Source organism: Streptomyces ochraceiscleroticus, assembly GCF_000720485.1.
GTDB lineage: Bacteria > Actinomycetota > Actinomycetes > Streptomycetales > Streptomycetaceae > Streptomyces > Streptomyces ochraceiscleroticus.
The window spans coordinates 1-13724 of record NZ_JOAX01000007.1; the positions used below are offsets into that span (position 1 = coordinate 1).

The following is a 13724-nucleotide window of genomic DNA, read 5'->3' on the forward strand; positions in this document are numbered from 1 at the left end:
TGCAGCAGATGCAGATCGATGAAGAGGAGGTCGGGCTCGCCTTCCGCGCGCCGGACGACATGGTCGTCCCAGACCTTCTCCGCGAGTGTCCGTCCCATCACTGTCCTCCACCTGGAAATATCTCAAGAGATCTGACGACGTATCGGAATGAGTCCGAATGAATCGCGATGCATGCGTTCGCAGTCGTCACCGTAGAGCGCGATCGGGGAAACCCGGTCGCGCTCTACCGGTCAGTGGAAGTCAGCTCCGGATCGGCTCCGGGCCGTCGGTCAGCCCCCGGTCCGCTCGCCGCGTTCGGGCCGCTCACCGCGGTCGGGCCACTCGTCCCGGTCGGGCCGCTCGCTCCGGTCGGGCCGCTCGCTCCGGTCGGGCCGGTCGGTCCGGTCGCCCTGCCCGACGGGCTTCACCGCACCGCGCCGCCGCTGGGTGTCCCGCGTCTGCGGGCCGACCGGTTCGATGAGCCGGTTCTGCAGATGCTCGTACACGATGGAGGTGCGGACATCGGCCACCTCCCGGCGCTCAGTGAGCCGGTCGATGACGAAGTCGTACAGCCGCTCCGTACTGGGCACGGCCATGTGCAGCAGGAAATCCTCGTTCCCGGTGGTGACGAAGAGACCGACCACCTCGGGGAAGGTGCGCACCCACTCGCGGAAGGACTCCAGCACCCGCCGGGACGGCGGCCGGATCCGCACGGAGATCAGCGCCTGCACCGGCCGCCCGATCGCCGAGAAGTTCACATTGGCCGTGAACCCCTCGACGACTCCGCGCCGCCGCAGGGAGCGCAGCCGCTCCAGGGACGTCGAGGGCGCCACCCCGACGCTCGCCGCCAGCTCCCGGTTGGTCTGCCGGGCGTCGGTCTGAATCGAGCGCAGGATGGCGATATCCAATTCGTCCAGATCCATGCGTACCTCTCCCCCGGCAGACCGATACGGCCCCTTGCGCCTCTAGTGCCGCCACTTTCCATGATCATCCAATAGGGCGGCAGTGTGCGCAAGTGAAGGCCGAGGCTAGCTCGGCGGGACCGTCGTGGTCGGCATCCACCGTGCACGGCTGCTTTCGTACGCGGTGATGTCCGGGTCGTACTCCAGCGTCGCGGCGATGAAATCCAGGCCCTGGAGCAGCCGTTGACGGGCGGTCTCCTCCACCGGGAAGGATGCCTCCACCCCGCCGCCGTGCACCACGCACCGCTCCAGGTCAACGGTGACGGGCAGCGCCGGGTCCGCCTCCACGGCCTCCCAGAACGCCTCGACCGTGCGCTGCGGGACCTGCACCGGCAGCAGCCCGCACGTGAGCGCGTTGCCGCGGAAGATGTCGCTGAACGAGGGGGCGACCACGGCCCGGAAGCCGTGGTCCTGCAGCGCCCACACGGCGTGTTCCCGGGACGAGCCGATACCGAAGTGCGGACCGGTGATGAGGATCGTGGCGCCCTGGTACTCGGGGCGGCCGAGGATGTAGCCGGGCTCGTCGCGCCAGTTGCCGAAGAGGGCGTCGGCGTATCCGGTGCGCGTGACGCGCTTGCAGAACCGGCCCGGGATGATCTGGTCCGTGTCGATCTCGCTCCGGCGCAGTGGCACCGCGGTGCCCCGATGGACGCTGAACTCCGTCACGAAATCTCTCCTCCTGGCCGTGCAGCCTGCCCGGCACGGGCAGCTCGCGCGGAACTCTACTGTCCGGCCGCCGACGCGCCGCCGGGTCTTCCACTGAGCCGAAGACCGTCCCGCGCGGGCCGGGCCACCGGACGTCGGACCCGCTCCGGCAACCTCACCAAGGCCCGGATGACGACGGCAAGTTGTCTTGCACCCAGTGGAAGGGCTGCCGCGGCCCGCGGCCCTGTTACGACACGCTGCCCGACAGACACAACGCGTGCACATGCTCCCGAGACCGCGGTAGGTACGCCCATGACTGCGCTTCGTCCCGCTGCTCCCCGAAACGGCTGCCACATCCTCGACACGACGCTGCTCGACGGCGCGCGGCACGACGGCATAGACCTGACCGTCGCGGACCGGCTGTCCATCGCCCGGCACCTGGACGGCTTCGGGGTGGGGTTCCTCGCGGGCGGCCGGCCCGGGACCGACCCGCGGGACCGGGAGTTCTTCGTCCGGGCCCGTGAGGAACTCGACCTGGTACACGCCCAGTTGGTCGCGCACGGTGAGCCCGCTCCGGTGGGTACGGCCCCCGGGCGGGATCCGCGGCTACGGGCGCTGCTGGACTCGGCAGCCCCGGTGCTCACCCTGACCGCCGACGCCGACCCCCGCCATCCGGCGGCGGCCCCGGGCACCACACCGGACGAACAACTGACGGCGCTCGCCCGGAGCGTGCGGTACCTGCGCGACGCGGGCCGCCGCGTCTTCGTCGAGTACGGGCACTTCTTCGACGGTTACCGCGCCGATCCCGGCCATGCCACCGAGGCCGTCCGTGCCGCCGCGCGGGCCGGCGCCGAGGTCGTCGTCCTGCGCGACACCAATGGCGGGTCACTGCCCGGTCACCTCACGGCGGTGGTACGCGGCGTCCTCGCCGAAACCGGTGCCCGGCTGGGCATCCACGCGCAGAACGACGCCGAGTGCGCGGTCGCGGGCACCCTCGCCGCCGTGGCCGCGGGCGCCACTCACCTCCAGTGCACCGCCAACGGCTACGGCGAGCGGGCCGGGCACGCCGACCTCTTCGCCGTCGTCGCCGCACTGGAGCTCAAGTACGGCATCCCCGTGCTCCCGGAGGGCGGGCTGCGCAAGCTGACCCGCGTCTCGCGCACCATCGCCGACACCGTACGGCTGGCGCCCGCCACCCACCAGCCGTATGTGGGCGGCTCCGCGTTCGCCCACAAGGCCGGGCTGCACGCCTCCGCCATCAAGGTCGACCCCGACCTGTACCAGCACATCGACCCGGAACGGGTCGGCAACACCATGCGGATGCTGGTCTCCGACATGGCAGGCCGCGCCTCCGTCGAGCTCAAGGCCAGGGAGCTCGGCATCGAGGTGGGCGGCGACCGCGAGGCGGTCGGCAGGATCATCGCGCAGATCAAGGAACGCGAACGGCGCGGCTATACCTACGAGTCCGCCGACGCGTCCTTCGAACTGCTGCTGCGCCAGGAGCTGACGGGCGTCCGCGAGTTCTTCACGGTGGAGTCCTGGCGCTGCATCTCCGAGCAGTACGGTGCGGCCGCCGCCCCCGACGAGGCCACCGTCAAGCTCCGCGTCAAGGACGACCGGGCGATCGCCACGGCCGAGGGCAGCGGCCCGGCCGACGCCCTCGCCGCCGCCCTGCGCGACGCGCTGGAACCGTACTACCCGGGCGTCTCCCGGCTGCGGCTGCGCGACTGCGACGTGCGGCTGCCGGGCCACGGGAGCGGTGCCGGGTCCCCGGCGACCGTCCTGGTCACCCTGGCCGACGAGCGCGGCGCCTGGACCACCGTCGGCGTGCACCCGGACCTGGTCAGCGCGTCCTTCCGCGCCCTGCACGAAGGGTACGTCTACGGTCTGCTGCGCTCCGAGGAGTTCTTGGCAGGCGTCCGCTCCGGGCTGTCCGCGCCCCGGCCGCTCAGCGCGCGGTAGGCCGCTGCGCCGCCCGCCAGCCCGGCCGGCAGCAGGAGGTAGAGCCCGCAGAACCCGAGGACGACGGCGATCACCACGCTGCCGATGATGGCCGACGTCCGCAGCGCGCTGCCGCGCGGCAGCAACACGACCGCGGCGACCACCCCGGCCATGGTGACAGCCGTCAGACACGCCGAGGTCGCGCGCAGCAGCGTGTCCAGGGTGATGACGTTCACGGCGGCGGCCAGGATGATGGCCATGCCCGCGACGGTGATGACCACGAGGCTGCGGCGCGGCACCGCACCGGCCTCATTCGTGTCGGACACCAGGCGCCGCGGCAGCGCCCCGTCGCGGCCCAGCGCGGCGCCCAGCCGGGCGCCGCCCGCGAGGTACGCGTTGACCGCGCCGAAGGTGAGGAACAACGCCACCGCGGCGGCCACCATACGAGCGGGCGAGCCGATGCCCGCCTCCAGGACGAGGGTGAGCGGCGTCGTGGTCCGGCCGGCGCCGCCGCCCAGCACGCCGATGGTGACGACGGCCAGCCCGATGTACAGGCTGGAGACGATGCCCCAGGACAGCAGGGTCACCTTCGGCAGATCGCGCTCGGGCGCGGCGAACTCCGCCGAGAGGTGGCTGATCGCCTCCCAGCCGGCGAACGCGAAGAACAGCACGCTCGCCGCGCTGCCGACCGAGGTCCAGCCCTGCGGCAGGAAGGGGCGGAAGTTCTCGGCCTGGACGTGCCCGGCCGCCACGGTGATGGTGACCAGCAGCAGTACGGCCAGCAGCCCGACCATCAGCAGTTGGAGCCGGCCGGACATCTGCAGCCCGGCGAGGTTGGCCAGGGCCGCCGCCGCGAGCACCAGCAGCGCGACCAATGGCGCGGCGCCGGGGCCCCAGCCCGCCGCCAGGGCCACGTACTCGCCGCCTATCAGCGCGCCGGAGGACACGCCGATCGGCACACCCCAGTAGAACCACCAGCCCACCGGCGCGGACGCGGCCGCCCCGAAGGCCCGGTGGACGTAGGTGGCCACTCCCCCGCCGTCCGGGTAGCGGCCGCCCAGGGCCGCGAACGACAGGGCAACCGGGAGGCTGAGGATCACCAGCCCCACCCAGGCCACCAGCGACGCCGGGCCGGCCGCCGCGGCGGCCGACGACGGCAGGGTGAGTACGCCCGGCCCCAGGATCGCCCCCACGCACAGCGCCGTGCCCGGCCGGACCCCCAGACGGGGTCTCGGCCGTGCCGCCTCCCGGGTCTCCGGCTGCCGCACCTTCTCCATGAACTCTCTCCGTTCACCGCGCTTGCGTTCGACTGTGTCCGCCGAACGTAAGGCGATGAACGGAAAGATGCCGGGACCGGTGAACGGCATTCGAAACGGACCGCGGAACCTCGTTCACCGATGAACTTGATTCGGTGATCCCGGAATTCCGCGGGCGCAATGCACACCGTCCGCCCTCGCGGACAGCCGGATGGAGGCGCCGTCCCCCGCGGTGACGGCCCCCCTGGGGAGGGCCGGCTTCAAGAAGAGCGGCGCAGCCAGTCGTCGAAGCGGGTGCCGGCCAGGCGGGCGCGGCCGTCGTCGGGGACGAGGCTGCGTTCGGCCAGCTCGGAACCGAAGTAACGGGCGTGCGGGTCGGGGACGACCGTGCGCGGGTCGTGCCATGCGCGCAGTGCTTTCGCGATGAGCTCGTCGAAGCGGAACAGCTCGGGCCCGGCCACCTCGATGGTGCCCTTCAGCGGGCCCTCCACGACGGCCCGGCACACCGCTTCGGCGACATCCTCGGCCGCCATGGGCTGGAAGAGCACGGGCGGTACGCGCACGGTGTCGCCTTCGGTGGCGGTGTCGGCGATGCCCTTGACGAACTCGAAGAACTGCGTCGCGCGGACGATCGAGTAAGGGACCGGCCCCTGTTTGATCAGTTGCTCCTGGGCCACCTTCGCCCGGAAGTAGCCGTTGTCGGGCAGGTCGTCGATGCCGACGATCGACAGCGCCAAGTGGTGCGCCACGCCCGCCGTCTGTTCGGCGGCCAGCAGGTTGCGGGTGGAGGTGGTGAAGAAGTCCAGTACGGCCGAGGGCTCGAAGGAGGGTGAGTTGGTCACGTCCACGACCGCCTCGGCCCCGGCCAGCACGGCGGCGAGGCCCTCGCCGGTGAGGGTGTTGACGCCTGTGTTGGGCGCGGCGGGCACCGCCTCGTGCCCACGGTCGTTGAGTTTGCCGACCACTTTGCTGCCGATGAGGCCGGTGCCTCCGATGACCACGATCTTCACGTCGCGTACTCCTTGCCGAGGGTGGACGTTCGTCAGGACGGCCGGGGCGCGCGCAGATGCGCACGCTGCTTCAGTTCGTCGTCGTCGACCAGGACGAGCATGGGCTGTCCCGGCACGCAGAGCATGGTGACGAGGAAGCGCAGGCGCGTGTCGGTGCGGCTGTTGCCGTCCTGGTAGTGGATGACGTCGCCGCCCGGCTCCCAGAACGTTTCCCCGGCGCGGACGATCCGCTCCGGCCCGCCCTCCAGCTCGAAGCGCATCTCGCCCTCCAGTACATAACCGAAGGCCGGTCCCGGGTGGCGGTGCGGCGGAGCGCCCGGGTCGCCGGGCGGGTATTCGACCTGGACGGTCATCACGTGCGCGCCCTCCGGGATGGCGGGCCGGGTGACTTCCTGCAGCACGGTGAGCGCGGTCTTCCACGCCTCCGAACGCGGCTGCTCGGTTTCAGGCATAGCGGATTCTTCCTCCTGCAGTGCCGGTGGTTGAGGCGTCGCGCACAGTGCGACGCCTCGCGGGCACCCCGAGGGGGGTTCCATTCTTCAGAGACCCAACACGCTCGGTGAGCGCCGATCCGGACACGTTTCAGGAGGCTCCGGACACGTGTCAGGAATCTTCGGTCGCGGCGTCCCGAGGCGCCGATGCGGCGCTTCTCCGCCGGTACACCACCACGCCGCACACCGCGAGGAGAAGGACAGCGACCGCAGCCACGCCGAGTGCCGTCCGCTCGGCGAACAGCCTTCCCAGCATTTCGAGTGCGCCGATCCCGACGGTCGCGTAGACCAGCGCCCAGCCCGCTCCCCCCACGAACAGTGCGGGGAGGTAGCGCGACAGGGGCATGCGCATGCTCCCCGCGAGGAAGTTGGCGGCGGTCTGGAAGCCGACGGTCAGGAAGGAGACGGCCACCACCGGTGCGCCCCACCGCTGGATCGCCCGCTCGGCGCGTTGGAATCTGGCCGAGGAGATCCGCCGGGCGAGCCTTCCGCGCCTGGCACCGGCGCCGGCGAGCCACCCGACGGCGAACGTCCCGCCGGCACGCAGCAGCACGATGACGTAGAGACCGGCGGCCGTGAGCGCGACCTTATCCACGACGCCTCGCCCTCGGCGCCGCGCGTACGAGCCTGGTCTCCATGCCTCACCTGCGGTCTGCTGCTGCCGGTTCCGTCCCTGCGTTCGTGCCGGGGCGGCACCGGTCCCCGAGCCCCACGCAGAGTACCGTTGCACCTGGGGCATTCCGGACACGGCCTCGCACCAGGACCACCCGGCACAGCCAGGTTAACCGAACGTCCGTGCCCCGAGTGCGGGGCGCCCCCGTCACGCCTTGTCACGCCCGATGGCCGATGAGGCTGCTCGGATAGGCTTCCGCCATGAGCGGCAAGGGTCGGGCGCGGGACACGTCGGTGCAGTCGGTGGATCGAGCGGTCTCGATCCTTCAAGTACTGGCCGTACACGGTCCGTCCGGGGTCACCGACATCGCGGAGGCCCTGGAGGTCCACAAGTCGACCGTGTTCCGGCTGCTCGCCACCCTGGAGGCCCGGGGCCTCGTCGAGCAGGACAGCGAACGCGGGCGGTACCGCATCGGTTACACCGTGGTCGAGCTCGCGGGCGGGGCGACCAAAGGCAGCGATCTGTCGCTGCTGAGCCGTCCCATCTGCCAGGAGCTCGCCGCGGCCGTCGGCGAGACGGTGAACCTGGCGGTGCACGACGGGCAGTCGATCATCAGCGTGGACCAGGTGATCAGCAGCGCGGCCATCACCAGCATCGACTGGGTCGGCAAGCGCACGCCCGTGCACGCGACCTCGGCGGGCAAGGTCTTCCTGGCGCACATGCCTCAGGAGCAGGCCGCCGAGATCCTCGCGCAGCCCCTGGGGAAGTTCACCCCGCACACCATCACGGACCCGGCGCTCCTCAAGGAGGAGCTGCAGACCGTCCGCGAGCTGGGGTACGGCGCCACGAGCGAGGAGCACGAGATCGGGCTCGCCGCCCTCTCGGCCCCCGTCAGGTCCCTGAACGGGCAGGTGATCGCCGCCGTGACCATCTCCGGTCCGACGTTCCGCATCAACGACCACACGATTCCCCAGCTCGCCGAGCAGCTCATCGCGGCCGGCAACAAGATCTCGTGGCGTAAGGGCTATCTCAGGCGCGGCTGACCACGGCGCGGCAGGGGTTGACGCCGGGGACACTCAGGCTCCACATTTGTCTCGCATAGCGACGCTGTTTCGCATTGCGAAACGCCCTTGAAGTGTCGTGACCAGCCCTTCGAGCGTCGTGAGTAGCCGTCGTCAGTCAGCCACAGAGCTTCCCTAGGAGCGGTTGTGCGCGCACAGACCATGAACACGGATCCTCTGCTCCAGCCCTTCCCGCTGAAGCACCTCACCCTGCGCAACCGGGTGGTCAGCACCTCCCACGAGCCGGCGTTCGGGGAGGACGGCCTGCCCAAGGACCGGTACCGGGCCTACCACCTCGAAAAGGCACGCGGTGGCGTCGGCCTGACGATGATCGGCGGCTCCGCGGTCGTCTCCCCGGACAGCCCGCCCTCGTTCGGCAACCTGCTGCTGTACCGGGACGACATCGTGCCGTGGCTGCGCAGGCTCGCCGACGATGTCCACGGCGCGGGAGCGGCCGTCATGTGCCAGGTCACCCATCTCGGCCGCCGCACCAGCAATTACTCCGGTGACTGGCTACCAGTGGTGTCCGCATCGCCACTGCGCGAGCCCGCGCACCGGGCGTTCCCCAAGGCCGCTGAGCCATGGGACCTCGACCGCATCGTCGCCGACTACGCCGCCGCGGCGCAGCGCTGCCAGGCGGGCGGCCTGGACGGGATCGAGCTCCAGTCCTACGGCCACTTCCTCGACAGTTTCCTCTCCCCCGCGACGAATCACCGCGACGACGAACTCGGCGGCAGCCTGGAGAACCGGCTGGTCTTCCCCCGCCGGGTGATCCGCGCCGTACGCGAGGCCGTCGGCCCGGACTTCATCGTCGGTATCCGGATGGCGCTCGACGAGGCCCTCCCCGGCGGCCTGGGCTTCGACGAGGCGCTGGTCGCGGCGGAGCAATTCAGCGCCGACGGCATCGACTTCATCAGCGCCGTCCGCGGCACCATCGATAGCGACGCCTCCCTGGCGAAGACGATCCCGTCCATGGGTACGCCGTCCGCGCCCTATCTGGAGTTCACCGGCGAGGCCAAACGCCGCCTGGACATCCCGGTGATGCACGCGGCCCGCATCGCGGATGTGGCCACCGCGCGGTATGCCATTCGTGAAGGACTGCTGGACCTCGTCGGCATGACCCGGGCCCAGATCGCCGATCCCCATCTGGTGGCCAAGATCGCGTCCGGTCAGGAGGACCGCATCCGGCCCTGCGTCGGGGCGAGTTACTGCCTGGACGCGATCTATGACTCCGGGGACACCAAGTGCATCCACAACCCGGCCACCGGACGCGAACTCCAGGTACCCCACACCATCACCCCGGCCCATGGCAGCCGCAGGAAGGCGGTGATCGTCGGGGCCGGGCCGGCCGGGCTCGAAGCCGCCCGTGTCCTGGGCGAACGCGGCCATGGCGTCGTGCTGTTCGAGGCGAGCGACGAGCCCGGCGGCCAGGTGCGGCTCGCCGCACAGAACCCCCGTCGCCGCGACCTGCTCGGCATCGTCGACTGGCGGGTCGACGAGTGCAAACACCTCGGCATCGACCTGCGCCTGGGGGCGTATGCCGAGGCCAGGGACGTGCTCGCGGAGAACCCCGACCTCGTCGTCATCGCCACCGGAGGCATGCCCAACCGCTCCTTCCTCACCGAGGGCGAGGACCTGGTCGCCGACACCTGGGACGTGATGTCCGGCTCCCTGCGGCCCCGGAATTCCGGCGATGTACTGGTCTACGACGACCACGGCGGCTATCCGGCGATGGATGCCGTGGAGCTGCTGGCCCCGGCCGGCGCCCGGCTGCACTACGTCACACCGGAACGCACGCTGGCGCCGGACGTCGGCAGCATGAACTCGCCGGCGTATCTCAAAGCCTTCACCCAGCACGGCGTCACCACCACCCTCGCCCAGCGGCTGCGCTCCGTGCGCCGCACCGGGGACGGACGCCTCACCGCGACCCTCTACAGCGAGTACACCGAGGCCGAGACCCAACAGGTCGTCGACCACGTCGTGGTCGAGCACGGCACTCTTCCCAACGACGAGCTGTACACCGACCTGCTGCCCGGCTCCCGCAACCTCGGCGAGGTCGACCACCGCGCCCTGCTGGCGCACGAGGAACAGACGGTCGTACGCAACGAGGCGGGCCGGTACCAACTGTTCCGCATCGGTGACGCGGTCACCAGTCGCAACATCCACGCCGCCGTCTACGACGCTCTGCGGCTGTGCCTGCCGGTCTGACGAGCCACCGGAGAGATGACTGACATGAACGCACCAGCCCCCGCCACAAGTGCCGCCGACCTCGTCGCCCGACGCCCCGTCGGCCACAGCCTCGAAGCGCCCTTCTACCTCAGCGACGACTTCTTCGGCCTCGACATCGAGGCCGTCTTCGCCCGTAGCTGGATCTTCGCCGCCGCGGAGGCCGAACTCCCCGAGCCCGGCGACTACATCACCGTCACCGTCGGGCCGTACTCCGTCATCCTCGTCCGCGATGACGACGAGGAGGTGCGGGCCTTCCACAACGTCTGCCGGCACCGGGGTGCGCGCATCCTCAACCAAGAGCGCGGCTCCGTGGGCAACATCGTCTGCGGCTACCACCACTGGACGTACGGCGTGGACGGCACGCTGCTGCACGCCGAGTCGCAAGCGCCCGGCTTCGACCCCTCGTGCTTCGGCCTCAAATCCGTCCACGTACGCACCATCGCCGGTCTCGTCTTCCTCTGCCTCGCCGCGCAGCCGCCCAGCGACTTCGACGAGGTCGCCGACCGCGTCGAGCCCTACATCGCACCGCACAACCTGCGGCACGCGAAGGTCGCGAAGCAGATCGACCTCGTCGAGCACGCCAACTGGAAACTCACCATGGAGAACAACCGGGAGTGTTACCACTGCGCCGGCCACCCCGAGCTCCAGCGCTGCTACTTCCCCCTCTACAACTTCACGGAGAAGAACGTCCCGCCGGCCCTCCGCCCGACCTACGAGCGCTTCGTGAAGGCCGAAGCGGAGGCACACGAGACCTACGAGTCGCTGGGTCTGCCCTATGCCACGATCGAGGAACTGGACAACCGGCCCACCGGCTTCCGCATCCAGCGCGAACCGCTCGACCTCGCCGGTGAGTCCTTCACGGCCGACGGCAAGGCCGCGGTCAAGCGGCTGCTGGCCGACTTCCCCACGGCGCGCCTCGGCCGCCTCGGTTTCCACCTGCAACCCAACGCCTGGTTCCACTTCGCGGCGGACCACGCTGTCACCTTCGCCGTCATCCCGCTCGCGCCGGACCGCACCCTCGTACGCACCACCTGGCTGGTGCACGCCGAAGCCGTGGAGGGCGTCGACTACGACCTCGACACCCTGACGCACATATGGGCCGCTACGAACGAACAGGACGCGGCCTTCGTCGCCCGCGCCCACCAGGGCATCAGCAGCCCCGCCTACGTACCCGGCCCCTACAGCCCGACCGAATCCCAGGTCGAGGACTTCATCAACTGGTACATCACCCGGCTGAAGGCATACCTGGAGCGATGATGACGACAGCGGCGATGACGACCGGGAACCTTCCGCCCGCCTGGGGCGACGGGCTGCTGGTGTGCAAGCAGGTCCACGACGTCACCGCCGACGTCCGGACCTTCGTCCTCGAACCCACCGAGCCCCGGCTGTTCCGCCACGACCCCGGCCAGTTCCTCACCCTCCTCCTCGACATCGACGGCCACCCCGTCGAGCGCTGCTACACCATCTCCTCCCCGCCGACCCGCCCCGACCTCGTCGCCATCACGGTGAAACGAGTCCCGGACGGCCTGGTCTCCAACTGGCTCCACGACCATCTGACCCCGGGCACCGCCGTGCGGGCGCGGGGCCCACTCGGCCAGTTCTCCCTCGCCCGGCATCCGGCGCCGAAGTACCTCTTCCTCTCGGCGGGCAGCGGCGTGACGCCCGTGATGTCGATGGCCCGGACGCTGTACGACCTGGCGCACCCCGTTGACGTGGCGTTCGTCCACAGCGCTCGCACCTTCGACGACATCGTCTTCCGCCGCGAACTCGAATTCATCGCGGCCACCGCTCCGAATTTCCATGTGCGCCACGTCCTCGACGACCGCGGCGAGCAACTGAACACGGAGTTGCTCCGGGAGACCGCCCCTGACTTCCTCGAACGCGAGGTCTTCACGTGCGGGCCCGCCGGCTACATGGAAGCGGTGCGGCGCATGCTCTCCACGGCGGGCTTCGACATGGCCCGCTACCACGAGGAAAGCTTCACCTTCGAGGAGCCGGTCGACGAGCCGTTCGTTGTCGAACATGACACCAGTCAGGGCTTCAAGGTCGAGTTCACCCGCAGCGGGCGCACGATCGACTGCGACGCGGCCACCACCGTCCTCGCCGCCGCGTCCCGCGCGGGCATCACCCTGCCGGCCTCCTGCGCGCAAGGCATCTGCGGCACATGCAAGACCACACTGCTCGCGGGCTCGGTCGACATGCAGCACAACGGCGGCATCCGCCCCCGCGAGATCGCCCACAACAAGATTCTGCTCTGCTGCTCGACACCACTGGACCATCTGGTGATCGACGCATGACGTGCTCGACCTTACGAACCGTGGCTGCGCGTCTCCACCGACCGCCCCGACCGCGACTTCATCAGCGGCTGGATGCGCGTGCCGAAGTTCTCCATTCCTTCGAGGAAGTCGTCGAAGACCAGCATGATCCCCTTCGTCCCCGGCACCTCGGCGATCTCGTCCAGCATCTTCGCAACGGTCTCGTACGAGCCGACGAGCGTGCCCATGTTGAAGTTCACGGCGCCTTCGGGCAACGAGATGGTCCGGGCGGTGGCCGAGTCGTCGTCCGTCGCGTCTGCGGCCGTCTCCCCCGCCATGTACGCCAGCGCGGCGAGGTCGGCGTTGTCGTGATAGTCCTGCCACTTCGCGCGGGCGGCCTCATCGGTCTCGTCGGCGATGATCATGAAGAGCGGCAGTGCCCCGACGTCGCGCCCCGTCGTCCGCGCCGCGTCCACGAGCGCGGCAGTGGTGTCCGAGAGTGCAAGCGGAGTGTTGACACCGCTGCCCAGAATGAAGTTGTAGTCGGCGTGCTCGGCGGCGAACCGCATTCCGCTGCTGCTCTGCCCCGCGGCGACGATGTCGATGTGGCCGTTCGCCGGCCGCGGGGACAGCACGCAGCCATCCATCTCGTAGAACTCGCCCTTGAAGTCGCTGACGCCCTCGCCCCACAGCTCCTTCATCACACTGACGTACTCGGCGGCCCGTGCGTAACGGTTGCCGAAGTGCTCGTCCCCGGGCCACATGCCCATCTGCGTGTACTCACCCGGCGCCCAGCCGGTGACGATGTTGACCCCGAACCGCCCGGGAGCGATGGAGTCGACCGTGACCGCCATGCGCGCGACCATCGCCGGAGGCAGGGCGAGGATCGGCGTCGAGGCGTACAGCTTGATCTGCTCGGTCACGGCGGCCAGGCCGGCCATCAGCGTGAACGACTCAAGACAGTGGTCCCAGAACTCCGTATCACCGCCGAAGCCCTTGAGCTTGATCATCGACAGGGCGAAGTCGAGTCCGTGCTCCTCCGCCTTCTGCACCACCGCCTTGTTGAGCTCAAAGGTCGGCATGTATTGGGGAGAGCTCTTCGATATGAGCCAGCCGTTGTTGCCGATGGGGATGAAGACGCCGATGTCCATGCCGCTCCTTCACGGGTTGGGGAAGTCCAGCAGGGGCTTCCCTTCCATGATCGCAGAGGTGTCCGCACGGAAGGCTCTGCACACGCAGACGCATCAACGCGCGTCTGCTTGGCGGGGGTTGACGCCACGTG

Annotated in this window: 12 protein-coding genes; 5 read left to right on the forward strand and 7 right to left on the reverse strand. The window is 69.9% G+C overall.

Going from position 1 to position 13724, the window contains the following annotated elements; genetic code table 11:
- Nucleotides 1-269 precede the first annotated feature (269 nt).
- Both IG84_RS0111050 and leuD read right to left on the reverse strand, forming a co-directional pair.
- A complete protein-coding gene (locus IG84_RS0111050; protein WP_063761781.1) occupies nt 270-902 on the reverse strand; it encodes an Lrp/AsnC ligand binding domain-containing protein in 633 nt (210 codons plus the stop codon).
- Nucleotides 903-1007: 105 nt separating this feature from the next.
- Nucleotides 1008-1607 carry a 3-isopropylmalate dehydratase small subunit gene (gene leuD, locus IG84_RS0111055; RefSeq protein WP_031054482.1) on the reverse strand — a complete coding sequence of 200 codons (600 nt, stop codon included), beginning with the start codon at nt 1605-1607 and terminating at the stop codon, nt 1008-1010.
- A 291-nt stretch (nt 1608-1898) separates the two neighbouring features.
- Here leuD and cimA point away from each other — a divergent pair, with 291 nt between their 5' ends.
- Complete coding sequence (gene cimA / locus IG84_RS0111060; protein WP_051861609.1) at nt 1899-3548, forward strand: citramalate synthase; 1650 nt, start codon at nt 1899-1901, stop codon at nt 3546-3548.
- Here cimA and IG84_RS0111065 read toward each other — a convergent pair.
- The 4 genes from IG84_RS0111065 to IG84_RS0111080 form a co-directional block, all read right to left on the reverse strand.
- Complete coding sequence (locus tag IG84_RS0111065; RefSeq protein WP_078648773.1) at nt 3467-4804, reverse strand: APC family permease; 1338 nt, start codon at nt 4802-4804, stop codon at nt 3467-3469. The genes cimA and IG84_RS0111065 overlap by 82 nt on opposite strands.
- 239 nt (nt 4805-5043) lie before the next feature.
- On the reverse strand, nt 5044-5793 hold the full coding sequence (locus IG84_RS0111070) for an SDR family oxidoreductase (RefSeq protein ID WP_031054489.1): 750 nt from the start codon (nt 5791-5793) through the stop codon (nt 5044-5046).
- 32 nt (nt 5794-5825) lie between these two features.
- The gene (locus IG84_RS0111075) at nt 5826-6245 is read right to left on the reverse strand and encodes a cupin domain-containing protein (protein WP_031054491.1); all 420 of its coding nucleotides are present in this window, start codon (nt 6243-6245) and stop codon (nt 5826-5828) included.
- Between the two features lie 151 nt (nt 6246-6396).
- Complete coding sequence (locus tag IG84_RS0111080; protein ID WP_031054493.1) at nt 6397-6879, reverse strand: DedA family protein; 483 nt, start codon at nt 6877-6879, stop codon at nt 6397-6399.
- Nucleotides 6880-7157: 278 nt separating this feature from the next.
- On the opposite strand from IG84_RS0111080, the gene IG84_RS0111085 reads away from it, so the two are divergent.
- From IG84_RS0111085 to IG84_RS0111100, 4 genes are all read left to right on the forward strand, one after another.
- A complete protein-coding gene (locus tag IG84_RS0111085; protein ID WP_031054496.1) occupies nt 7158-7940 on the forward strand; it encodes an IclR family transcriptional regulator in 783 nt (260 codons plus the stop codon).
- Between the two features lie 180 nt (nt 7941-8120).
- A complete protein-coding gene (locus IG84_RS0111090) occupies nt 8121-10166 on the forward strand; it encodes an NADH:flavin oxidoreductase (protein WP_031054498.1) in 2046 nt (681 codons plus the stop codon).
- 24 nt (nt 10167-10190) lie between these two features.
- Complete coding sequence (locus IG84_RS0111095) at nt 10191-11444, forward strand: aromatic ring-hydroxylating oxygenase subunit alpha (protein ID WP_031054501.1); 1254 nt, start codon at nt 10191-10193, stop codon at nt 11442-11444.
- Nucleotides 11441-12484, forward strand: coding sequence for an FAD-binding oxidoreductase (locus IG84_RS0111100; protein ID WP_245659304.1), 1044 nt, complete (start codon nt 11441-11443; stop codon nt 12482-12484). The genes IG84_RS0111095 and IG84_RS0111100 overlap by 4 nt, the downstream gene beginning before the upstream one ends.
- A gap of 11 nt (nt 12485-12495) precedes the next feature.
- Here the strand turns inward: IG84_RS0111100 and rutA are convergent, their stop codons facing one another.
- Nucleotides 12496-13593: a pyrimidine utilization protein A gene (rutA, locus tag IG84_RS0111105; RefSeq protein ID WP_031054508.1), complete on the reverse strand. Its 1098-nt coding sequence runs from the start codon at nt 13591-13593 to the stop codon at nt 12496-12498.
- Between the last annotated feature and the right edge of the window lie 131 nt (nt 13594-13724).

Coding starts and splice junctions, on each gene's coding strand:
- IG84_RS0111050 (WP_063761781.1), bottom strand. CDS start 902: ATGGATCTGGACGAATTGGATATCGCCATCCTGCGCTCGATTCAGACC.
- cimA (WP_051861609.1), top strand. CDS start 1,899: ATGACTGCGCTTCGTCCCGCTGCTCCCCGAAACGGCTGCCACATCCTC.
- IG84_RS0111065 (WP_078648773.1), bottom strand. CDS start 4,804: ATGGAGAAGGTGCGGCAGCCGGAGACCCGGGAGGCGGCACGGCCGAGA.
- IG84_RS0111075 (WP_031054491.1), bottom strand. CDS start 6,245: ATGCCTGAAACCGAGCAGCCGCGTTCGGAGGCGTGGAAGACCGCGCTC.
- IG84_RS0111085 (WP_031054496.1), top strand. CDS start 7,158: ATGAGCGGCAAGGGTCGGGCGCGGGACACGTCGGTGCAGTCGGTGGAT.
- IG84_RS0111090 (WP_031054498.1), top strand. CDS start 8,121: ATGAACACGGATCCTCTGCTCCAGCCCTTCCCGCTGAAGCACCTCACC.
- IG84_RS0111095 (WP_031054501.1), top strand. CDS start 10,191: ATGAACGCACCAGCCCCCGCCACAAGTGCCGCCGACCTCGTCGCCCGA.
- IG84_RS0111100 (WP_245659304.1), top strand. CDS start 11,441: ATGATGACGACAGCGGCGATGACGACCGGGAACCTTCCGCCCGCCTGG.
- rutA (WP_031054508.1), bottom strand. CDS start 13,593: ATGGACATCGGCGTCTTCATCCCCATCGGCAACAACGGCTGGCTCATA.